We start from the raw sequence: 22,166 nt of genomic DNA on the forward strand, positions 1-22,166 counted from the left end.
CCCCGTCAAAATCGAAGTGTCGCAAGACAGATCACACGAATTCCCGATTCTGGAATCCCCCCAGCAACACCCGAGTCAATCCGTCGCACCCAAGATGTGTGCATGCCTTAGTGCGCACGCAGGGACCCATAACCCCTGACGTCCGCGGTGAAGCAATCCACCTCTGCCACATTGTCAACGAGCGAGTCCGCGCCGTATGGGTCCCTGCGTGCGCAGGGACGACGTTGGGAGATGTGGAGGCCCTTCGCGGATCGCGTGCCGCCGCTAACGCCCGATGCTGGCGGCTTCGGCGGCGGCCCGCTGCATGCTCGAGGACATTTCGTTAGTGACGGTGCTTTGTTCCTCGACCGCCGCCGCGGTGGAGCTGACGTATTCGCTGACGTTCTGGATTTCCTCCTTGATCGACAACAGCGCCGCGACCACATCGGCCGAGATGCCGTTGAGGCCGGCGATCTCGCTGCCGATCTTGTCGGTGGCCTGCTTGGCCTGATTGGCGAGACTCTTGACCTCGGAGGCCACCACGGCAAAGCCGCGGCCGGCCTCGCCGGCGCGCGCCGATTCGATCGTGGCGTTGAGCGCCAAAAGATTGATCTGCCCGGTGATGTTGCCGATCAGATCGACGATGCCGCCCATCGACTGCGTGGCAAGCGTCAGTCGCTGCGTCTGACGGTCGGCGGTTTCGACCTTGCCGACCGCGGACACCGCGGTGTCCTTCGACTTGGTCATGGCCTCGGAGATTTCCCGCACCGAGGCGTTCAACTCCTCGGCGCCCGCCGCCACCGTCTCCATCATACCGCGGACCCGCTCGCTCTTCATGCGCGCGACCACCTGCTCGGTGGTGACGGTGGCGTATTTCACCACCTTGAAAGGCTTGCCGTTGAGATCGAGAATCGGATTGTAGGAGGCTTGGATCCAGACTTCCCGGCCGCCCTTGCCGAGCCGCATGTATTCGGCAGCCTGGAATTCGCCGCGGTTGAGTGCGGCCCAGAACTCGCGATAGGCGGCGCCGTCGCGCTCGCTCGGACTGACGAACATCGCGTGGTGGCGGCCTTTGATCTCGGGCAGCGTGTAGCCCAATGCGTGCAGGAAATTATCATTGGCCGTGAGAATGCTGCCGTCCATCGCGAATTCGATCACCGCCTGCGATTTGCCGATCGCCTCGACCTGGCCGGCGAGGTTCGCGGTGCTGAGCCGCTGCGCGGTGACATCGGTGGCGAACTTGACCACCTTGATCGGCTTGCCCTTGTCGTCGAGAATTGGATTGTAGGTCGCGAGAATCCAGACCTCCTTGCCACCCTTGCCGATCCGTTTGTATTCGGCGGCCTGATATTCTCCGCGGTTCAGTGCCGCCCAGAATTCGCGATAGGCGGCGCTGCCGCGCTCGGTCGGCTCGACGAACATGCTGTGATGCTTGCCGGCGATTTCGTCGAGCGTATAGCCCATCACCTGCAAAAAATTGTCGTTGGCGGTGATGATGGTGCCGTCGAGGTCGAACTCGATCACCGCCTGCGCCCGGCCGATTGCCGCAATCTTGCCGGCGTCTTCCATCGCGCGGATCTTGCGCGCGGTGATGTCGGTGACGAATTTCACCACCTTGACCACCTTGCCGTTGCCGTCGAGGATCGGATTGTAGCTGGCCTGAATCCAAACTTGCTTGCCGGCTTTGCCGATCCGCTTGTATTCCGCCGACTGGAACTCACCGCGTTTGAGAGCGTCCCAAAATTCACGATAGGCCGCGCTGTCGCGCGTCGCCGGTTCGACGAAGATGCTGTGGTGCTTGCCTTGGACCTCGGCGAGGGAATAGCCGAGAAGGTCCAGGAAATTCGCATTGGCGTTTTGGACGGTGCCGTCGATGGAAAACTCGATGATGCCCTGCGAGCGGCCGAGCGCCGCGATCTGCGCCATGGCGTTGCTCTCGTCGAAATTGCGTTTCCAGAACGTCATTTAAGTCAATCCTCTTCACGAGAAGCGGCGGGATGAATTATCCAAGGGAAGGCGTGCTGGAAAAATCGGCGGCCGATGCCGGGCCGGACTCCCATCGGTTCCGTGCTGGCACTATCAATTGCGAACGCTTAGCGGAGGCTTAATGCCAAAATCGCGTTGAATATAACTAATTCCCGCGCATAAGTTGCATCGGAAGCAGGCCGATCGACGCGCCGTGCTACGCCCCGCCGATCAGGATGCCGACCGCGAGCACGATGACGCCGCCGAGCACGATCTGGAACACCGCCTGCAGGAACGGGGTGTCCATGTAGCGGGCGCGGATATAGGCGATCGCCCACAATTCGATGAACACCACGAAGCCGGCGATCGCGGTGGCGATCCAGAACGCGTTGTCCCAGGCATCCGGCACCAGATACGGCATGGTGTGGCCGAGCCCGCCGACCGTGGTCATCAGCCCGCAGATGCCGCCGCGCAGCCAGGGCGAGCCGCGCCCGGTCATCGAGCCGTCGTCGGACAAGGCTTCGGCAAAGCCCATGGAAATGCCGGCGCCGATCGAGGCGGCGAGCCCGACCAGGAAGGTCTCCCAATTGTGGTGGGTGGCGAACGCCGCGGCGAACAGCGGCGCCAGCGTCGACACCGAGCCGTCCATCAAGCCGGCGAGGCCGGGCTGGACATATTGCAGCACGAACATTCGCCGCCTGGTCTTGTCTTCCTCGCCGCGCACCCCGGCGGTGAGGATGGTCTGCGACAGCTTGGCCGCCAGGTCCTCGTGGCCCTTCTCGATTTCCGCCAGATCCGACAAAAGCTTGCGAATCCCGACGTCGGTGGTCTGCTGGGCGGCCTTGGCGTAGAACCGCTCCGCCTCGAACTCCATGGTCTCCGCTTCCTTGCGGATGGTGTCGAGCGGCAGGTTGCGGGTCAGCCAGATCGGCCGGCGGCGAATGAAGCCCTTGACGTCCTGGCGCCGGATCGGCGGCAGGTTGGGGCCGAAGCGTTCCTCATAGAGCTTGAGCAGCAGATGGCGATGGCCCTTCTCCTGATTGGCCATCTCGGTGAACACCTTGGCGGAATCCGGGTAGCGCTCGGCGAGGTCTTCGGCGAACGCCAAATAGATGCGGCTGTCTTCCTCTTCGCCGGCGATCGCCACGGCGAGAATTTCCCGCTCGGTCAGGTCCGCAAAAGCCTTCATCCAGCCGGGTCCAATCATTTAGAATAATTCTAATGTCTAGGCTACCCGATCCCGGCTGTCAAAAGCCGCCCGGCCTCCGCCGTCCAGCACGAAAAAACCCCTCCCCCGCGGCGGGGAAGGGGCGTTTGTCTGGGATCAGCGCGCCGGACATCGCGGCGCGCGACACCGCCGGCGCTTGTCTAGAACACCAGCGCTTTGGCCTGCTTGACCTGCGGCAGCGCCTGCACCTTGGCGATCACCTCGGCCGGCACCGCGCCGTCGACCTCGACCAGCGCGATGGCGTCGCCGCCCTGCTCGTGACGGCCGAGATTGAAGGTGGCGATGTTGATCTTGGCGTCGCCGAGCAGGCTCGCGAACTTGCCGATGAAGCCCGGCTTGTCCTCGTTGGTGACGTAGATCATCGACTTGCCGAATTCGGCGTCGACCCGGATGCCCTTGATATCGACCAGCCGCGGATGGCCGTCGGCGAACACCGTACCGGACACCGAACGCTTCATGTCGGCAGTGGTGACGGTGACGGTGATCAGGCTCTCATAGTCGCTCTCGGCGGCGCGAACCACCTCGTCGACCACCATGCCGCGCTCCTTGGCGACGACGGGTGCCGACACCACGTTGACGTCGCCGAGCATCGGCCGCAGCAGTCCGCTCAAAGCTGCCGAGGTCAGCGCCTTGATCTTCATGCCGGCGACCTCGCCCTCATAGGTGATCGTCACCTTGGAGATACCGCTCTCGGTCAATTGGCCGGCGAACGAGCCGAGCTTTTCGGCGAGTTCGATGAACGGCCTCAGCTTCGGGGCTTCTTCCGCGGTGATCGAGGGGAAGTTCACGGCGTTGGAGATCGCGCCGGTCAGCAGATAGTCCGACATCTGCTCTGCGACCTGCAGTGCAACGTTCTCCTGGGCTTCCGTGGTGGAGGCGCCGAGATGCGGCGTGCAGATCACGTTGGGATGGCCGAACAGCACGTTCTTGGTAGCGGGCTCCTCGACGAACACGTCGAAGGCAGCACCGGCGACCTGCTTGGAATTCAGCGCATCGACCAGCGCCTGCTCGTCGACCAGACCGCCGCGGGCGCAATTGATGATGCGCACGCCCTTCTTGGTCTTGGCGATCGCCGCCGCGTCGATGATGTTCTTGGTCTTGTCGGTGAGCGGGGTGTGCAAAGTGATGAAATCGGCGCGCTTCAGCAGGTCGTCGAGCTCGACCTTCTCGACGCCGAGGTCCTTGGCGCGCTCCGGCGACAGGAACGGATCGAACGCGATCACCTTCATCTTCAGGCCGAGCGCGCGGTCGGCGACGATCGAGCCGATGTTGCCGCAGCCGATCACGCCGAGCGTCTTGGCGGTGATCTCGACGCCCATGAAGCGGTTCTTCTCCCACTTGCCGGCCTGGGTCGAGGCGTCGGCCTGCGGGATCTCGCGGGCCAAGGCCAGCATCAGGGTGATGGCGTGTTCGGCGGTGGTGATCGAATTGCCGAACGGCGTGTTCATCACGATGATGCCGCGGGCGGTGGCGGCCGGGATCTCGACATTGTCGACGCCGATGCCGGCGCGGCCGATCACCTTGAGCCTGGTGGCCTTCTCCAGGATCTTCGCGGTGGCCTTGGTGGCCGAGCGGATCGCCAGGCCGTCGTAGTTGCCGATGATCTCGGCGAGCTTCTCTTTGTCCTTGCCGAGCGCCGGCTGGAAGTCGACGTCGATGCCGCGATCCTTGAAGATCTGCACGGCAGCGGGCGACAGGGCGTCGGAAATCAAAACTTTGGGTGCGGTCATGGGGGTGGGCTCCTTCACCCTCCCCTCTTGAGGGGGAGGGTCGGCGCGCAGCGCCGGGGTGGGGTGAAAGCGGTGAGAACGGAATTCGAGTTCGAGGGCGGGGAGAGTTTCTCACCCCACCCCGCCGCACCTGCGGTGCGTCGACCCTCCCCCTCCAGGGGAGGGTGAAGAACTACGCCGCCTTGGGCAGCGCCGCCTTGGTGGTTTCGAACGCCCAGTCCAGCCACTGCGTCAGCGTGGCGACGTCAGCGGCTTCCACCGTGGCGCCGCACCAGATCCGCAGGCCGGGAGGCGCATCGCGATAGGCGCCGAGATCGAAGCCGGCGGCTTCCTTCTCGACCGCACCGACCAGCGCCTTGGCGAACGCCGCCTGGGCGTCGGCGGGCAGTGCGGTGACCGCCGGGTCCACCACCTTCATGCAGACCGAGGTGTTGGAGCGGATCGCGGCGTCGGTGGCAAGAAAATCCACCCACGGGGTCTTGGCCTTCCAGTCCGCCAGAACCTTGGTGTTGGCGTCGGCGCGGGCGATCAGGCCCTTGAGGCCGCCGACCGACTTCGCCCAATTCAGCGCGTCGAGATAGTCTTCGACGCACAGCATCGACGGGGTGTTGATGGTCTCGCCCTGGAAGATGCCTTCGATCAGCTTGCCGCCCTTGGTCATGCGGAAGATCTTCGGCAGCGGCCAGGAGGGCGTGTAGCTCTCCAGCCGCGCGACGGCGCGCGGGCTCAGGATCAGCATGCCGTGCGCGGCCTCGCCGCCCAGCGCCTTCTGCCAGGAGAAGGTGACGACGTCGAGCTTCGGCCAATCCAGGGCTTGCGCGAACGCGGCCGAGGTGGCGTCGCAGATCGTCAGGCCTTCGCGGTCGGCCGCGATCCAGTCGGCGTTGGGCACCCGCACGCCGGAGGTGGTGCCGTTCCAGGTGAAGACGATGTCGGATTTCGGATCGGCCTTGGAAAGATCCGGGATTTCGCCATAGCCGGCGCTGAGCTTGGTGACGTCCTTCAGCTTGAGCTGCTTGACGATGTCGGTGACCCAGCCGTCGCCGAAGGATTCCCAGGCGATGGTGGTGACCGGACGCGGCCCGAGCAGCGACCACAGCGCCATTTCGACGGCGCCGGTGTCGGACGCCGGAACGATGCCGATCTTGTAATCGGCCGGCACTTCGAGCACCTCACGGGTGAGGTCGATCGCAAGCTTCAGCTTGGCCTTGCCGACCTTCGCGCGATGCGAGCGGCCGAGCGGGGCATCCTTGAGATTTTCGGGGGTCCAGCCGGGCCGTTTGGCACAGGGGCCGGAAGAGAAATTGGGGGTAGCGGGCCGCGATGCGGGCTTTGCAACAGTCATAGTCTATCCTTCCAGATAGCAGCCTCTCGGTGGGGAGAGGTTTCCCGCCGCCGGGGATAGTCCAATCTTTTCGAATGTCAAGCAGGATTGCGCGCGGCCGCTGTGCCCGCGATGAGACTTTCGACGATGCCGTCACCGCGGCGGCGGCGGCAGTGCGCTCCGCCTGTGGACTACTTCGGAGGATACAAAGCGCTGCCGATCCAGCCCTTGAACTGGCGCGACGTCATCGGGTCGGCGGCGGCAAGGCGCGCGCGGTCGGCGCGCTCGCAACCGATGCAGCGATAGGACAATGCCGCGTTGCATGCGCTGCAGTCCGCGCCCGCGGGGCCTTTCGGCGTCTCGGAAACCATCGGATCGGTCGATCTGGTGAGCAGCATGGCTGCAAACCTCTGGGTTGGAGGCAAACCGAGCAAACTGCGAGATCGATCAACTGCACATGCCGTAATGTTACCAGGCCCTTGTTCCACGCCGGTTCCAGCGTCGTCTGGTCAATCCGATACGGAACCGAGAATTTACGCCGTCGCCGGCCGCGCGCGGGGGAATCAGAGCTTCAGCGTCATGCCGACATGGCTCGGCTGAAACCCGAGCCGGGCGTAGAACCGCTGCGCATCGACCCGGCTGTGGTGGGTGAACAGCTCGACCAGCTTGCAGCCGCTGTCGCGCGCCTGCCCGATCGCCCAGTGCAGCAATTGCTCGCCGATGCGCTGGCCGCGCAGGTCGCAGCGCACCCGAACGTCCTCAATCAGCGCCCGCGAGGCGCCCTGCGAACTCAAGCCCGGCAGTACGCAGAGCTGCAGACAGCCGGCCACCGCGCCGGCGGCCTCGACCGCCACCACCAGGTGAATGTGCGGTGAGCGCTGCAGCGCGTCGAACGCCGCGTAATAGGATTCCGGCAGCGGCTCCTCGACACGCTCGCGGCCGCGGCCGAGACGGTCGTCGGCCAGCATCGCGACGATCGCGGCGACGTCGTCGCGCCGCGCCGGGCGAATGGTGATGGGGACTGCACAGGACATGACGCGATCAGGAGCGGGCGGCGATCAGAACTTGTAGCCGACGCCGGCGCGCACGGTATTGATGCTGGTATCCACCGGGGCGGCGAATTTCAGATATTCCCACTCCGCGCGCAGGAACAGGCCGCTGAACAGCATCATGTCGACGCCGAGACCGCCGGCGTAGCCATAGATGAAATGGCCGTGCTGGGCGGTGCTCAGGCTGTCGGAAAAGTTGATGGTCTGAAAGCCCGCCGCGGCGGCGGGATTGACCTGGGTGCCCGATACGCTGGCGGTGCGGATGATGTCGGCCTGCCCCAGCGACACCCCGCCGAACATGTAGGGCAGGAAGCTGCCCCAGGCGTAGCCGGCGCGCGCCCGCACCGATCCCATATCCTTGATGTTGATCGCCGCATCGCCTTGGTACAACACCCCGTTGGTGTAGCCGTCGGAGGTGGTGAAGCTGCGGCCCATGCTGCCGCTGTCGGAGCCGCCGAAGGTGCCGTGCACATAGCTCGCCTCAAGGCCGAGCACGACGTCGTCCCACTGCCAGTTGTAGCCGGCGAAGCCGCCATAGCCGTGGCCGTGCACCGACTGCTTGCTCAGGATCGGCCATTTCGAAACCTGGTTCTCGCTCTCGATCGTGGTCAGCGCCAGCATCTGCGCGGCGAGACCCTGGGTGGAGTTGGTGAAGTTCATGTCGGAGCTGCCATAGGCGCCCTGCCCGCCGACATAGAAGCCCTGCCAGTTCACCGTCGGCGTCGGGCCGTCGGACAACGCGCCGCGCAGAAACGGCAGATCGGCGGCATGCGCCGCTTGCGCTGCGGCCAACACCATTGCTCCCAACACCACCCGACGCATCGCAACGCTCCTCGACCACTGGACCACGGCCGATCATCGCCCGTTAACCTTAATCATTCGTTGCCGCGCGCCGCCCGGCACGCAACAAAACGGCGCGGGAAGCCCCCGCGCCGTTGATAACTCCTAACAGGTAGCACCTTGCCTGAACCGGGCGGCTCAGCCCTTGCGGATCAGCGGCGGCGGCGCGTAGGCCGGCGCGCTGTCGAAGTTCCAACGCACGCCGAGCTTCAGATCGTTCGACGTGATGTTCTTCAGCTGATAGGCCGACTGTCCGCTGGCATGGGCGTAGTTGGTGTAGCCGGCCAGATTGACCGAGCCCATGTCGACATAGCTGTAAGCCAGTTCGAGCGTGAGGTTGGGCGACACCTTGTAGGCCAGACCGGCATGCGCCGCCCAGGCGAAGTTCCACTTGGAAACGTCGTCGTAATAGGTGGTGCTCAGGACCGGGACCGAGCCGGGAAGATAGCCGGCGCCGTCGTCGCGAAAGCCGCTGATCTTGACATTGGCCATGCCGACGCCGGCACCGATGAACGGCGTCACGCACCACCAGGTGCCGAGATCGACATAGGCGTTGGCCAGCACCAGATATTCGGATTTGTTGCCGGAATAATTGTCCGCCAGAATCTGGGCCGGGCTGGTGTAGATGTTGGTGGCGCCGTGCAGCGCCGCCTTGCCGCGATACTGGCCGGTGACGTCGGCGCGGAACCAGTTGTTGACCTGGTAGCCGACGCCGAGCCCGAACAACGTCGAGCTGGCGGATTCAAACCCGCGGTCTTCATAGCCGGCGCTGGCCGGATTGGTGTCCTTGAACTTCAAGTCCTGATTGGTCATGCCGATATCGCCGCGCAGATACCAACCGCCGAAATCCTCGGCGGGCGGCGGCGCATACATCGCCGGCGGCGGCGCGATCGGCATATCGGCGGCAAACGCCGCGCTGACCGTCATCAATGAGGCCGCTCCGGCGGCAAAGAGAGATTTCACGCTACGCATTGGTTCGTCCTTTTGTCAAAAAGAGGCGATTACGGAGGCCTCACCACCCGAAACTGACAAACCGACGATGACATTGATTTCTTAAGCGCCACTTAACCCTAATAATTAGGGTTGACATCCGATGACTATTTTTAACCAGGCGCGCTTCGGCACCCGGAAAGTTCCGGGTGCCACACTTACTAACGAGAAGTTTATGACAAGGGCGGCCGGTTAACGATCAATTAGTGGGCGTGGCGCGGCATCTTCGGCAGAAACACCGCGAGCAGCCCGATCGCCGGCAGGAAGGCGCAGATCTGATAGACGAATTCGATGCCCTTATGGTCGGCGACCTGGCCGAGCATCGCGGCGCCGATACCGCCGGCGCCGAAGGAAAAGCCGAAGAACAGCCCGGAGATCATGCCGAAACGATGCGGCATCAGTTCCTGGGCATAGACCAGAATCGCCGGCATCGCCGAGGACAGGATGAAGCCGATCACCAGGCTGAGCACCGCGGTCCACATCAGGTCGGCATAGGGCAACATCAGGGTGAACGGCAGCACCCCGAGGATCGAGAACCAGATCACATAGCGCCGGCCGATGCGGTCTCCGATCGGGCCGCCGAAGAAGGTGCCGACCGCGGTCGCCCCCAGGAACATGAACAGATAGACCTGCGAGGTCTGGGTCGTGACCCCGAATTTGTGGATCAAATAGAAGGTGTAGTAACTGGTCAGGCTCGACAGATAGATGAATTTCGAGAACACCAGCAGGATCAGGATCGCGATCGCCGCCCCGACCCGGCGCGAACTCGGCGCCCCCGGATGCCGCACCGGCGCGGTGCGGCTGCGCGGCACGATCCGCGGCTTGTACCAGACCCCGATCCGCCACAGCACCACGATCGCCAGAAACGCGATCAAACAAAAGAAGCCGATGCTGCCCTGCCCGAACGGCACCACGATCAGCGCCGCCAGCAACGGCCCCATCGACTGGCCGAAATTGCCGCCGACCTGGAACACGGATTGCGCAAAGCCGTAGCGGCCGCCGGAGGACAGCCGCGCGATCCGCGCCGATTCCGGGTGAAACACCGCGGAGCCGAGCCCGACCAGCGCCGCCGCCAGCAGGATGACGAAGTAGGCGTGCGCGACGCTCAAAAGCGCCAGGCCGATCAGGGTGGAGCTCATGCCGATCGCCAGCGAAAACGGCTGGGCTTTCCTGTCGGTGATGTGCCCGATCACCGGCTGCAGCAGCGAGGCGGTGATCTGAAAGGTCAGCGTGATCAGTCCGATCTGGCCGAAATCCAGCGCGTAGTTGGCCTTCAGGATCGGATAGATCGACGGAATCAGCGACTGCATGGTGTCGTTGAGGAAGTGCGAAAAGCTGATGCCGCCGAGCACCAGATAGGCCGGCCCGATCGCCGCCGTCGCCGCGCCGGCCGGCGCCAAATCCGCCATCACCACGGGAGCGGGTTGATCTTGCTCGTTGACGACCACGGGCTTGTTCACGGCGTTTCCAGACGGTTCTTCAAGGTGGATGGAAGTCGCAAGCCACCCATCGGGCGCGCGCGGGCGTAGGTAAAGTAAGAGATGCAAGGGCGAAGCGCTAGCATCGCCCGGCCATGGCTGGGTTGCGGAGGCGGCGGCGAGAAGCCGGCGTCAGGCCGCAGCGGCGGCGGCCTCGCCGAGCGCCGAACAGATGGTGTCGACCACCTCCTCGACCATCTCGCGGTCGTCGCCCTCGCCCATCACCCGGATCACCGGCTCGGTGCCCGAGGAGCGCACCAGCAGCCGGCCGTGGCCGTTCAGCCGTTTCTCGGCGGCGAAGATCGCCGACTTCACTTCGTCGTCGTCGAGCGGCTTGCCGCTGCGATAGCGCACGTTCTTCAGCACCTGCGGCAGCGGTTCGAACAGATGGCAGACCTCGGAGACCGGGCGGCGCAGCTTCTGCACCACCGCCAGCACCTGCAGCGCGGCGACGAAGCCGTCGCCGGTGGTGGCGTAATCCGACAGGATGATGTGGCCGGACGGCTCGCCGCCGACATTGTAGCCCTGCTTCAGCATCTGCTCGAGCACGTAGCGGTCGCCGACCGGGGTGCGCACCATCTCGATGTCGTTGCTTTCCAGAAAGCGCTCCAGCCCGAGATTGGACATCACGGTGGCGACGATGCCGGGCTTCGACAGCCGGCCGTCTTCCTTCCAGCTCTGCGCAATCACCGCGAGCAATTGGTCGCCGTCCACCACATGGCCGCGCTCGTCGACCAGGATCACCCGGTCGGCGTCGCCGTCCAGCGCGATGCCGATGTCGGCGCGCATCTCGCGCACCTTGCGGGACAGCGCTTCCGGCGCGGTGGAGCCGCATTCCTTGTTGATGTTGAAGCCGTCGGGTTCGACCCCGATCGCGATCACGTCGGCGCCGAGTTCCCACAACGCTTCCGGCACCACCTTGTAGGCGGCGCCGTGCGCGCAATCGATCACCACGCGCAGCCCGTCGAGGCTGAGATCGCGCGGCAGCGTCCGCTTGGCGAACTCGATGTAGCGGTCATGCACGCCGTCGATGCGGCGGGCGCGGCCGAGGCTGGCGCTTTCGGCGAGCTTCTTGTCGAGCGATTCATCGAGCAATTGCTCGATCTGCTTTTCGACGTCGTCGGACAGCTTGAAGCCGAGCGGGCCGAACAGCTTGATGCCGTTGTCCTCGAACAGATTGTGCGACGCGGAAATCATCACCCCGAGGTCGGCGCGCATCGATTTGGTCAGCATCGCCACCGCCGGGGTCGGCATCGGGCCGAGCAGCAGCACGTCCATGCCGACCGAGGTGAAGCCCGCCACCAGCGCGGTTTCGATCATGTAGCCGGACAGCCGCGTATCCTTGCCGATGACGACGCGATGCCGATATTCGCCGCGCTGAAACACCAGGCCCGCCGCCTGGCCGACCTTCATCGCCAGTTCCGGGGTGATCAGGCCGTTGGCGCGGCCCCTAATCCCGTCTGTCCCGAAATATCTGCGACTCATGGAATCCCCCAGCATGATCAATGCCCGGTCGGCATCTCCGCCCGGGCACGATCCGCCTTATAGGTGGTTTCCGGTTGAAATGACCTCAAAAAATATGATGAATCATTACCAATCGGGAACCCTGCCCGCTCACAAGCCCTTGAACGGGCCGGATTTTATCGCATCGCCGCAGGGCGGCGGCGCGGCGCTGGGGCGGCCGCGCGAGGCGGAACGAGGCTTTGGTCAGCCCTTGGCTTTGTCCTTGCGCTTGGAATCGGCGTCGGGCTTCGACGGCGCCGGCTGGGTCAGGCTGACCGGATCGGAGCCCGGAAACGACTCTTGCAGCGCCTCGTCGAGCGCCTGGTCCTGGGCCTTCTTGTCTTTCGCGGTGCTGTCGGTCATCGGCTGTCTCCGGTTCGGTTATGAAACCAACGCCGCCCCGGCGCGCCGGTTCCGCGGGGCCCGGCACGCCGCGCCGCGGCAATGCCCATCGATCCTGCAATCCGAATTCCACTGGCGAGCAAAATGCTCTAGGAGCACGGCACCGGACAACAACCAACAGGGCGGGGCCGCTCATGAAACAGATCACCTGCATCGACGACCTGCGCGATATTCATCAGCGCCGGGTGCCGAAGATGTTCTTCGACTACGTCGATCGCGGCTCCTACGCGGAAGAGACGCTGCGCGCCAACCGCGCCGACTTCCAGGACATCAAGTTTCGCCAGCGCATCCTGGTGGATATTTCCGAGCGCGACCTGTCCACCGACATCATCGGCGCGCGCGCCGCGCTGCCGCTGATCCTCGCCCCGGTCGGCTCCACCGGCATGCAATTTGGCGACGGCGAGATCCACGCCTGCCGCGCCGCGCAGGCCGCCGGCATCCCCTATACGCTGTCGACGATGTCGATCTGCTCGATCGAGGACGTCGCGGCGAATGTCCAGCAGCCGTTCTGGTTTCAGCTCTATGTGATGCGCGACCGCGGCTTCGTCAAAGCGCTGATCGAGCGCGCCATCGCCGCCAAATGCAGCGCGCTGGTGCTCACCGTCGACCTGCAGGTGATCGGCCAGCGCCATCAGGACATCAAGAACGGCATGTCGGTGCCGCCGGAAATCTTCCGGCTGAAGAACATAATCGACATCGCCACCAAGCCGCGCTGGGTGAAGGGCATCCTCGCCGGCAAGAGCCGTAACTTCGGCAACATCGCCGGCCATCTGCCGGGCTCCAAGGATCTTGGCTCGGTATCGGCCTGGGTGGCGTCGCAATTCGATCCGTCGCTGAACTGGCGCGACATCGACTGGATTCGGAGCATCTGGCCGGGCAAGCTGATCATCAAGGGCATTCTCGACGTCGAGGACGCTGCCCTTGCGGTGAAAGCCGGCGCCGAGGCGCTGGTGGTGTCGAACCATGGCGGCCGCCAGCTCGACGGCGCGCCGTCGTCGATCGAGGTGTTGCCCGACGTGGTCGACGCGGTCGGCGACCAGATCGAGGTGATGTTCGACGGCGGCATCCGCTCCGGGCAGGACGTGATGCGGGCCTTAGCGCTCGGGGCCCGCTCCTGCATGATCGGCCGCGCCTATATCTACGGCCTCGGCGCGTTCGGCGGACCGGGCGTCGCCAAGGCCATCGACATCATCAGGAACGAACTCTCCACCACCATGGCGCTGTGCGGCGTCAATTCGATCGACGAGATCGACGACCACGTGCTGGCGCTATAGCGGCGACGCGTAACGGCGAAGCGCAATAGCCGCCACGGCGGCAGCGCGCTCCCCTCCCCCTTGCGGGGAGGGGTTGGGGGTGGGGGTGCCGCACGGGGATGGTGCGTTCGAGCGACCCACGATGGCAGCACCATCAGGCCTCGAATTATCAGAGTCCGAACGACGCGCGCGCTGTGCTCGGAGACCCCCGACCCCTCCCCGCAAGGGGGAGGGGAGAAGAGCACCTCACATCGGCGGGGTTACGCCGTCGCGGCCGACGCTGATGCGCGCGGCGTCGAACGAGCCGTCGGGCCGGCTCTTGACGAAGGCGACGATCTGCGCGCCGGGCTTCAGGTCGGCGCGGTCGCCGGGCACGAACGCCACCACCGCGGTAGCGGGCGTCACCGTGACGATCTTCTCGCCGCCGTTGTATTTCACCGTCAGCGTGCTGCCGTCATTGCCGGCGACGGTCTGCGCCACTGTGGCGTTGGTCATGGTGCTGTTCGGCCGGCTGTCCCAAGACCGCGAGCCTTCGCCGGCGCCGCGCATCGCCTCGGGAAACACGTGCACCTCGACCGCGTTATGCGCGCCGTCGGGGCCCGGCACGGTGGTGGCGCCGATGAACGAGCCGACCTTGATCTCCGACAGCGTCGTCTTGACGATGCCGGCCACCTGCAGATCGCCGGTGGTGTGCAGCGTGACCTGCTCGCCGCTGCGCGACTTGACCGCCAGCGCATCGCCGCTGACGCTTTCGATGGTGCCGCGGACCCGCGACGGCGCGGTCTGTTGCGCGACCGCAGATCCGCTCAGCAACCCAACCAGGAGCGAACCCGCGATGAGGCGAGGCAGCGCAGTAACAAGTGCCGACATGAACTTTTCCTTTGACGACGCAGCCCCGCCGTCAGGAGATAGAAACTCGCGGCCGAATTACCCGCGATGTCACGTCACTGTGAGATCGGCCTCGACCAGCGCGCGGAGTTCGGCCGTCACCGTCGGGCGCTGGCCGAACCACAACTCAAAGCCCCGCACCGCCTGATGCAGCAGCATGCCGAGCCCGTCGGCGGTGGCGAGCCCGCGGGCGCGGGCGGCGGCGAGCAGCGGCGTCGCCAGCGGCACATAGACCAGATCGGCCACCGCGGCCTGCGCCGGCAGCAACCCGACATCGACCGCAAGCGGAGGCTGGCCCCTCATGCCGAGCGAGGTGGTGTTGACCAAGAGCTTCACGCGCGGCAGCACGCCGGGGATCTCCTGCCACGGCGTCGGCACCACCTCGGCGTTGAACTGATCGGCCACCGCCTGCGCCCGCGGCAGCGTGCGGTTGGCCAGATGAATCCGCTTGATGCCGCGCTCGATCAGCCCGAACACCACGGCGCGCGACGAGCCGCCGGCGCCGAGCACCAGCGCTTCGTCGATGCCGTCCCAGCCCGGCGCGCAGGCGTCGAGATTGTTGAGGAAGCCCTCGATGTCGGTATTGGTCGAGCGCAAGGTGTCGCCGTCGTACCACAGCGTATTGGCGGCGCCGACCGCGCGGGCGCGGCCATCCGGCGCGGTCAGCAACAGCGCGCGCTCCTTGTGCGGAATGGTGACGTTGGCGCCGCGATAGCCGTGGCTCGCCAGATTCAGCACGAACTCGCCGAACCCCTCCGGCGGCACCGCTTCGATGCTGTAGCCGCCTTCGATGCCGAGCGTGCGCAGCCAGTAATGATGAATCAACGGCGAGCGCGAATGCGCCGCCGGCCAGCCGATCAGGCAGGCGGCCTTGAGCCGGCTCATCGAACATCCTCTCTGCGCGGAAGTGGCATCGCCTTAAGTCTCCACCGGCGGCGGCGGTCCGGGCTGCTTCAGCCGCACGCCGCGACCGCCGTCGTCGCTGCGGACGTGCTCGCCGATCAGTTCCACCCCGGCGCGGTTCAGCGCCTCGACCACCCGGGTCAGCGAATCGACGATGCCGCGGACGTTACCGACGCTGGCTTCCATGCGCTGGATGGTCGGCACCGAGACGCCGGCGAGTTCGGCCAGCGTGCGCTGGTCGATCCCCAACAGCGCCCGCGCGGCGCGCATCTGAAACGAAGTAATCACGTTCGATATCCGGCTTTCCGTCGCAGGCCGCAAATATAAACGGCTTCGATGATGTTTGATACATCATCGAAGCCGTTTGTGTTGTCGATCGGCGCGCGGCCGAGGGTCACGCCGCCGCGGGGCGATGCGCGGCGATGATCTGCTCGGCGGCGCGGCCGGTGACTTCGGCCATATGGTCGAAGCTCCGGGTGAAGCTGCCGGTGCCGGCGGTGGCCGAGCGCAATTCGACGATCAGGTCGCCGATCTCGGCCTCCGGCATCATCGCCCGCACCAGATCCCAGCCGGGCCAGCCGTCGCGGGTGTCGAAGCCGAGAATCTGGCCGCGCCGCCCGGACAGGATGGCGTTGACCTTGGCGGTGGCCTCGGTCGGGCAGACGATCTCCACGGTGTGGATCGGCTCCAGCAGCACCGGCTGGCACTGCGGCAGCGCTTCGGAGACGCCGATCCGGCCGGCGGTGCGGAACGCCATGTCGGAAGAATCCACGGTGTGGAACGAGCCGTCGACCAGCGTCACCTGGACGTCGACCACCGGGAAGCCGAGCGGCCCGTACAGCAGCGCGTCGACCACGCCCTCCTCGACCGCCGGAATGTAGTTGCGCGGCACCGCGCCGCCGACCACCTTCTCGGCGAAGCTGAAGCCGGTCGAGCGCGGCAGCGGGGCGATCTCCAGCACCACGTCGCCGAACTGGCCGTGGCCGCCGGACTGCTTCTTGTGCCGGCCGCGCTGGGTGATCGATTTGCGGATCGTCTCCTGATAGCCGATCGCCGGCGGATGCGATTTCACCGTCACGCCGAAGCGCTCCTGCAACCGTTCCAGCGCCACCCGCAGATGCATCTCGCCCTGCCCCCACAGCACGATGTCGTGGGTGCGATTGTTGTGGATCACGGTGAGCGAAGGGTCTTCTTCATTCAGCCGCAGCAGCGCCTGGCCGAGCTTGACGTCGTCCTTGCGGTCGGCGGCGGACACCGCCATCGCCAGCACCGGCGCCGTGGGCACCACCTGCGCCAGCGGCGCCGGCGTGGTCTTGCCGGTCGACAGCGTATCGCCGGTCTTCACCGCGTCGAGCTTGCCGAGCGCCACCATGTCGCCGGCCGCGGCCGCGGCGCGTTTGGTGTCGTGGCCGCCGCTGACGGCGTGGATGCCCGAGACCTTGCCGGTCTCGCCGCTGGAGGCGTGCAGCAACGCGCCGTCCTCGAGCTGGCCGGTCAGCACGCGGGCCAGCGACAGCTTGCCGCCGTGTTGCAGATGGTTGGTCTTGAACACATAGGCCAGCGCGTCGGGGCCGGCGGCGCCGAGCCGCGCAGCGGTCTCGGTGACGTCGGGCGCCTCGTGGCGCAGCGCCTTCAACAGCCGCATCACGCCGTTCTCGCGCAACGCCGAGCCGAGCAGCACCGGGCAGATCACGCCCTCGCGCAGTTCGCGGGCGAGGTCGTCGAACACCGCGTCACGCGGCGGCGCGACGTCGGCGAGCAGTTGCTCCATCAGCGCGTCGTCGTGGTCGGCGAGCTTCTCCAGCATCGAGAAGCGGGCTTCCTTGCCGCGGTCGAGATCGCCGCCTTCCAGCGAGATCACTTCGGAGGCCTTGTGCTCGCGATAGACGAAGGCGCGCTCCAGTGCCAGGTCGACATAGCCGCCGATCAGGTCGCCGTTCCAGATCGGAATCTGCCGCAACACCAGCGGAATCCGTGAGGCCGGCTGCAGGATGCCGAGCACGTCGCGGGTCGCGGTGGCGGCCTTGTCGATCTTGTTGAGAAACAGAAACCGCGGAATCCCGAGATCTTCCAGCTCGCGCAGGATGATCTGCAACTGCGGCAGCTTGCGCTCGTCGGCTTCGCAGACCACCACGGCGGCGTCCACCGCCGGCAGCGCGGCGCGCATGTCATGCGCGAATTCGACCGATCCGGGACAATCGATGAAGGTGTAGCTGTCGTCCATGAAGCTGGTGGTCGCGGCGGTGAGCCCGACGCCCATTTTGTGATGCCGCGCCTCGGGGCTGGAATCGCCGAACGAGGTCCCGGCATCGACGCTGCCGGCGCGGGGGATCGCCCCGGTGCGGGCCAGGATGGCTTCCAGCAATGTGGTTTTACCGCTTTGGAAAGGGCCCACCAGTGCGATGCACCGTGGACCGCGGGGACTTCTAAGATTCTGTCCCATCGCCGCCTCCTTGGTTGGAGCTCGGCCCATGATTGGGTCGGCGGCGGATCGTTTCAGGGGCGAAAGCGCTTGGCAAGCAGGAAAATAGTCGCGCGGATTCGCAACAGGTGAGGAAGATCAAGGACATGCGGATTCGTCCGCCGGCCGCGGGCGGCGCCCCCGCCGCGGCCCGCGGCGCGCTCAGTCGGCGATCGCCCGTGGCCCGCGGTCAGCGCCCAGGGCGCAGTTCGAGGCCTTCCAGGCCGACCGCGACGTTGACCCCGGTGGAGCCCTGCAGGCTGAGCGGCTGCAGCGCGATCGAATTCGCCGAGCCGCCGACCAGCACGTTGGCGCCAAGCCCGACGCCGACCGACGCCGAGCCCTGCGCGCCGCCGTAATTGCCCGACAGATCGGCGATCACCGCGCGCTCGACCGGCGCGAACACCGCCCAGGCCAGGCCGGTCTCCTGGGTGATGCCGAGGTCGAGGCCGACCTTGCGGATGGTGGCGACATAGGGCTGGTCCGGACGGCCGTCGGCCCGCAGCACGCAGCCGAGATTGGTAACCGAGCCGACGATAAAGCCGACGCTGGCGCCGCCGCGGCACTCCAGCACGCCGATCTGAACGCGGGACTGCTGCGCCTGGGCGCTGCCGGCGACGAACACGGCGGTAATGATACCAAAGAGGAGCGAAAGGCGGCTCATGGCAAATCTCCGGGTGAGCGACGTGATGCAGGATATTGCAGGCCCGCGTGAGGCGCACAGCGCAGCGGAACTACGCGGCCGCAATCTAGTCACAGCCGAAGCCGATCTTCAATCCGGCCGCAGTCCGGCGCACAAACAAAAAGGGCCCGCCGAAGCGAGCCCTTTCCGATCGCGAAAGATTCGCGATGGTAATCAGTTATTAATGATGGCGGCGATGATGCCGGATGTGGCGGCGCGGGCCGCGCAGATCGGCGGCACGCAGCTGCAGGTCGGCGACGCCGGCGGTGACGTTCAGGCCGGTCTGACCCTGCAGGCTGAGCGGCTGCAGCGAGTAGGCGTTGGACGAACCGCCAACCAGCAGGTTGCCGCCGAAGCCGACGCCGACCGAGGCATTGGCGCCGACGCCGCCGTAGCTGCCGGCGAGATCGCCGCGGCCGACCTGGTTGGTCGGCGCATAGACCGCCCAGGCAAAGCCGGTGTCCTGGGTGAATCCGAGATCGACGCCGAACCGATGAATGGTGGCAACGTAGGGCTCAGGACGACGGCCATCGGCGCGGAAGGCGCACTGCAGATCGGTGACCGAGCCGACGACGAAGCCGACATTCTGGCCGCCCGAGCATTCCAGCACGCCGACCTGCAGCCGCTGCTGCGCGTTGGCGGTCGCGAAGGAAGCAACCAGCGAGAGCGCTGCGATACCGAACAATCTTGAAAGTCGCATAGTGTAGTCTCCGGATGAGGAACTTGTTGCGGGGGCACAGGATGCAAGTGCCGTGTTCAAAACAAGGCGCTCGCGTCACAAATTGGCGAAAAAATTTCGAACCTTTGGCTTATCTGAGATTTCCGCAGAACCGCTGGATGCGTTTGCAGGCCTCCTCGAGGTCGGCGGTCTTGGTGGCGTAGGAAATCCGGAATGCCGGGCCGAGGCCGAACGCCGAGCCCTGCACCACCGCGACGCCCTCCGCCTCCAGCAATTCGGTGACGAAATCCTGATCGTTCTCGATCAGCTTGCCGGACGGCGCGGTCTTGCCGATGGTCCCGGCGCAGGACGGATAGACGTAGAACGCGCCTTCCGGCCGCGGGCAATCGATGCCGCCGGCCTGGTTGAGCATCGACACCACGAGATCGCGGCGCTCCTTGAACACCTTGTTGTGAGTCGGGATGAAGTCCTGCGGCCCGTTCAACGCTTCGACCGCGGCCCATTGCGCGATCGACGACGGATTCGAGGTCGACTGCGACTGGATCGTGGTCATCGCCTTGATCAACGGCGCCGGCCCGCCGGCATAGCCGATCCGCCAGCCGGTCATGCAATAGGCCTTGGAAACCCCGTTCACCGTCAGCGTGCGGTCGAACAATTTGGGCTCGATCTGCGCCGGCGTGGTGAAGACGAAATCGTCATAGACCAGGTGCTCATACATGTCGTCGGTCATCACCCAGACCTGCGGATGCTTCACCAACACGTCGGTCAAGGCCTTCAATTCGGCATGCGAATAGGCGGCGCCGGTCGGGTTCGACGGCGAGTTCAGGATCACCCATTTGGTCTTCGGGGTGATCGCGGCCTCCAGCGCCGCGGGCTGCAGCTTGAAGCCGAATTCGGCGGTGCAGATCACCGGCACCGATTCGCCGCCGGCCAGCGCCACCATCTCCGGATAGCTCACCCAATACGGCGCCGGGATGATCACCTCGTCGCCGGGATTCAGCGTGGCCACCAGCGCGTTGTACAGCACCTGCTTGCCGCCGGTCCCGACGATGATCTGGTTCGGCTTGTAGTCGAGGCTGTTCTCGCGCTTGAACTTGGCGATGATCGCCTGTTTCAATTCGGGAATGCCGTCGACCGCGGTGTATTTGGTCTTGCCGGCCTCGATGGCGTGGATCGCGGCGAGCTTGATGTTGGCCGGGGTATCGAAGTCCGGCTCGCCCGAGCCGAGCCCGATGACGTTGCGGCCAGCCGCCTTCAGCTCACGCGCTTTATCCGTCACCGCGATGGTCGCGGACGGCTTCACACGGTCGAGCGCAGCAGACAGAAACGTCATCATCATCTTCCTTGCAGGCGTCGCGAACCGGCGATTGTCACGGGCTCGATCTGACGGGATCGGCGCACACTATGCGGCGATGCCGCCCGCCGCAAGAACGTTGCGCGCATGGCGCGTGCGCTCCGGTGCTTTAGATAACGTTAAAACGGACTCGCTAGGGTCTGCGCAACTTTTGATAAGTAGCGCGGCGACATGGCGTTTTTTCAGCGAACCGGGATCTGGGCCGGGCTGCGCAGCGGGGCGTGGCTGACCCCGGATCGGATCCGCGGCTACAGCCTGCTGCTGCTCGGCCTCGGCGCGCTCGCGATCCTCGGTTGGCTGGCGCTGTCCGACGCCATGATCGACCGCAACGGCAAGCCGATCGGCACCGATTTCTCCGATCCCTACGCCGCCGGCACCCTGGCGCTCGCCGGCCGCGCCGCCGATGCCTATGTCCCCGCCTTGCAGCACGACGCCGAACGCGCCGTGTTCGGCGGCCGCGAGGTGCCGTTCTACGGCTGGCACTATCCGCCGTTCTTCTTCGCCGTCGCCATGGCGGTGGCGCTTTTGCCCTATGGCTGGGGCCTGCTGCTGTGGCTGACTTTGAGCCTTGCGGCCTATCTGGCGACGCTGCGCGCCATCCTGCCGTGGCCGCAGACGCTGCTGGTGGCGCTGGCCTTCCCCGCGGTGCTGGTCAACATCGGCCACGGCCAGAACGGCTTCCTCACCGCCGCGCTGCTCGGCGGCGCGTTGCACTGGCTCGCGCGGCGGCCCTGTCTCGCCGGCGTGCTGATCGGGCTGTTGGCCTACAAGCCGCAATTCGGCGTGCTGATTCCGCTGGCGCTGATCGCCGGCGGCCACTGGCGCACCATCGCCGCCGCCGCCGCCACGGTGGCGCTGCTTTTCGCGCTGAGCGTGGCGGCGTTCGGCAGCGCGATCTGGCAGGCCTTCGCCGAGTCCACCCGCTTCACCCAGAGCGTGGTGCTCGAACAGGGCAACACCGGCTGGGAGAAGATTCAGTCGATCTTCGCCGCGGCGCGGCATTGCGGCGCCAGCCTACCGCTGGCCTATACGCTGCAGCTCGTACTGGCGCTATCGGTCGCCGCCAGCCTGGTCCGGCTGTGGCGCAGCAAAGCCGGCTTCGAGCTCAAGGCCTCGGCGCTGGCGACGGCGTGTCTGCTCGCCACGCCCTATGTGCTGGATTACGATCTCGTCGTGCTCGCGGTCGCGATCGGGTTCTTCGCGCGTTACGGCCTCGCCGAGCGATTTCACGATTATGAGATCAGCGTGCTGGCGGCGGCCTTCATCGTGCCGCTGCTGTCGCGCGGCATCGCCGCCGGCACCGGGATTCCGTTGGGATTCTTGGCGCTGCTTTCGCTTTATGCTTTCACCTTACGCCGAGCCTTGACGGATTGCGCAAGATCACCTGCCGGCCGCGCGCAGCCGGCGCAATCGTAATCGCCTTTGATTGGCAAAATCTGCTGAACGGTTGCAGTGCGG

At 65.6% G+C, this 22,166-nt stretch carries 20 protein-coding genes; 2 read left to right on the top strand and 18 right to left on the bottom strand.

Annotation, left to right across the window (positions count from 1 at the left end; all coding sequences use genetic code 11):
• Positions 1-264 precede the first annotated feature (264 nt).
• From VGC77_RS19010 to VGC77_RS19060, 11 genes are all read right to left on the bottom strand, one after another.
• Positions 265-1,944: a PAS domain-containing methyl-accepting chemotaxis protein gene (locus VGC77_RS19010; protein ID WP_331173127.1), complete on the bottom strand. Its 1,680-nt coding sequence runs from the start codon at positions 1,942-1,944 to the stop codon at positions 265-267.
• Between the two features lie 217 nt (positions 1,945-2,161).
• Positions 2,162-3,133, bottom strand: coding sequence for an iron exporter MbfA (mbfA, locus tag VGC77_RS19015; protein ID WP_331173128.1), 972 nt, complete (start codon positions 3,131-3,133; stop codon positions 2,162-2,164).
• Positions 3,134-3,312: 179 nt separating this feature from the next.
• A complete protein-coding gene (gene serA / locus VGC77_RS19020) occupies positions 3,313-4,902 on the bottom strand; it encodes a phosphoglycerate dehydrogenase (RefSeq protein ID WP_331173129.1) in 1,590 nt (529 codons plus the stop codon).
• Positions 4,903-5,074: 172 nt separating this feature from the next.
• Positions 5,075-6,247: a phosphoserine transaminase gene (locus VGC77_RS19025; RefSeq protein WP_331173130.1), complete on the bottom strand. Its 1,173-nt coding sequence runs from the start codon at positions 6,245-6,247 to the stop codon at positions 5,075-5,077.
• A gap of 170 nt (positions 6,248-6,417) precedes the next feature.
• Complete coding sequence (locus VGC77_RS19030) at positions 6,418-6,624, bottom strand: hypothetical protein (protein WP_331173131.1); 207 nt, start codon at positions 6,622-6,624, stop codon at positions 6,418-6,420.
• Positions 6,625-6,789: 165 nt separating this feature from the next.
• Entirely contained in the window at positions 6,790-7,260 is a 471-nt protein-coding gene (locus VGC77_RS19035) for a GNAT family N-acetyltransferase (protein ID WP_331173132.1), read from the bottom strand.
• A gap of 24 nt (positions 7,261-7,284) precedes the next feature.
• On the bottom strand, positions 7,285-8,097 hold the full coding sequence (locus VGC77_RS19040; protein WP_331173133.1) for an outer membrane protein: 813 nt from the start codon (positions 8,095-8,097) through the stop codon (positions 7,285-7,287).
• A gap of 156 nt (positions 8,098-8,253) precedes the next feature.
• Complete coding sequence (locus tag VGC77_RS19045) at positions 8,254-9,087, bottom strand: outer membrane protein (RefSeq protein WP_331173134.1); 834 nt, start codon at positions 9,085-9,087, stop codon at positions 8,254-8,256.
• Positions 9,088-9,308: 221 nt separating this feature from the next.
• Complete coding sequence (locus tag VGC77_RS19050) at positions 9,309-10,565, bottom strand: MFS transporter (protein WP_331173135.1); 1,257 nt, start codon at positions 10,563-10,565, stop codon at positions 9,309-9,311.
• 150 nt (positions 10,566-10,715) lie between these two features.
• The gene (gene glmM, locus VGC77_RS19055) at positions 10,716-12,068 is read right to left on the bottom strand and encodes a phosphoglucosamine mutase (protein WP_331173136.1); all 1,353 of its coding nucleotides are present in this window, start codon (positions 12,066-12,068) and stop codon (positions 10,716-10,718) included.
• Between the two features lie 222 nt (positions 12,069-12,290).
• Positions 12,291-12,449 (bottom strand): hypothetical protein, encoded by a 159-nt coding sequence (locus VGC77_RS19060; protein WP_331173137.1) that lies wholly within the window; start codon positions 12,447-12,449, stop codon positions 12,291-12,293.
• 173 nt (positions 12,450-12,622) lie between these two features.
• Here VGC77_RS19060 and VGC77_RS19065 point away from each other — a divergent pair, with 173 nt between their 5' ends.
• Positions 12,623-13,762 carry an alpha-hydroxy acid oxidase gene (locus VGC77_RS19065; protein WP_331173138.1) on the top strand — a complete coding sequence of 380 codons (1,140 nt, stop codon included), beginning with the start codon at positions 12,623-12,625 and terminating at the stop codon, positions 13,760-13,762.
• A gap of 225 nt (positions 13,763-13,987) precedes the next feature.
• Here the strand turns inward: VGC77_RS19065 and VGC77_RS19070 are convergent, their stop codons facing one another.
• The 7 genes from VGC77_RS19070 to VGC77_RS19100 form a co-directional block, all read right to left on the bottom strand.
• Entirely contained in the window at positions 13,988-14,611 is a 624-nt protein-coding gene (locus VGC77_RS19070; protein WP_331173139.1) for a hypothetical protein, read from the bottom strand.
• A gap of 69 nt (positions 14,612-14,680) precedes the next feature.
• Positions 14,681-15,514, bottom strand: a complete 834-nt coding sequence (locus VGC77_RS19075; protein ID WP_331173140.1) for a shikimate dehydrogenase — start codon at positions 15,512-15,514, stop codon at positions 14,681-14,683.
• A gap of 33 nt (positions 15,515-15,547) precedes the next feature.
• Entirely contained in the window at positions 15,548-15,820 is a 273-nt protein-coding gene (locus VGC77_RS19080) for a helix-turn-helix transcriptional regulator (RefSeq protein ID WP_331173141.1), read from the bottom strand.
• Positions 15,821-15,926: 106 nt separating this feature from the next.
• Positions 15,927-17,975 (bottom strand): elongation factor G, encoded by a 2,049-nt coding sequence (locus tag VGC77_RS19085; RefSeq protein WP_331173142.1) that lies wholly within the window; start codon positions 17,973-17,975, stop codon positions 15,927-15,929.
• 208 nt (positions 17,976-18,183) lie between these two features.
• Positions 18,184-18,657 carry a DUF992 domain-containing protein gene (locus VGC77_RS19090; protein ID WP_331173143.1) on the bottom strand — a complete coding sequence of 158 codons (474 nt, stop codon included), beginning with the start codon at positions 18,655-18,657 and terminating at the stop codon, positions 18,184-18,186.
• A 199-nt stretch (positions 18,658-18,856) separates the two neighbouring features.
• Positions 18,857-19,375 carry a DUF992 domain-containing protein gene (locus VGC77_RS19095; RefSeq protein ID WP_331173144.1) on the bottom strand — a complete coding sequence of 173 codons (519 nt, stop codon included), beginning with the start codon at positions 19,373-19,375 and terminating at the stop codon, positions 18,857-18,859.
• 109 nt (positions 19,376-19,484) lie between these two features.
• Positions 19,485-20,687: a pyridoxal phosphate-dependent aminotransferase gene (locus VGC77_RS19100; RefSeq protein WP_331173145.1), complete on the bottom strand. Its 1,203-nt coding sequence runs from the start codon at positions 20,685-20,687 to the stop codon at positions 19,485-19,487.
• 192 nt (positions 20,688-20,879) lie between these two features.
• On the opposite strand from VGC77_RS19100, the gene VGC77_RS19105 reads away from it, so the two are divergent.
• On the top strand, positions 20,880-22,124 hold the full coding sequence (locus VGC77_RS19105; protein WP_331173146.1) for a glycosyltransferase family 87 protein: 1,245 nt from the start codon (positions 20,880-20,882) through the stop codon (positions 22,122-22,124).
• Positions 22,125-22,166: the final 42 nt, after the last annotated feature.

Origin of the sequence: Rhodopseudomonas sp., from assembly GCF_036404135.1 — a bacterium.
Taxonomy (GTDB): domain Bacteria; phylum Pseudomonadota; class Alphaproteobacteria; order Rhizobiales; family Xanthobacteraceae; genus Rhodopseudomonas_A.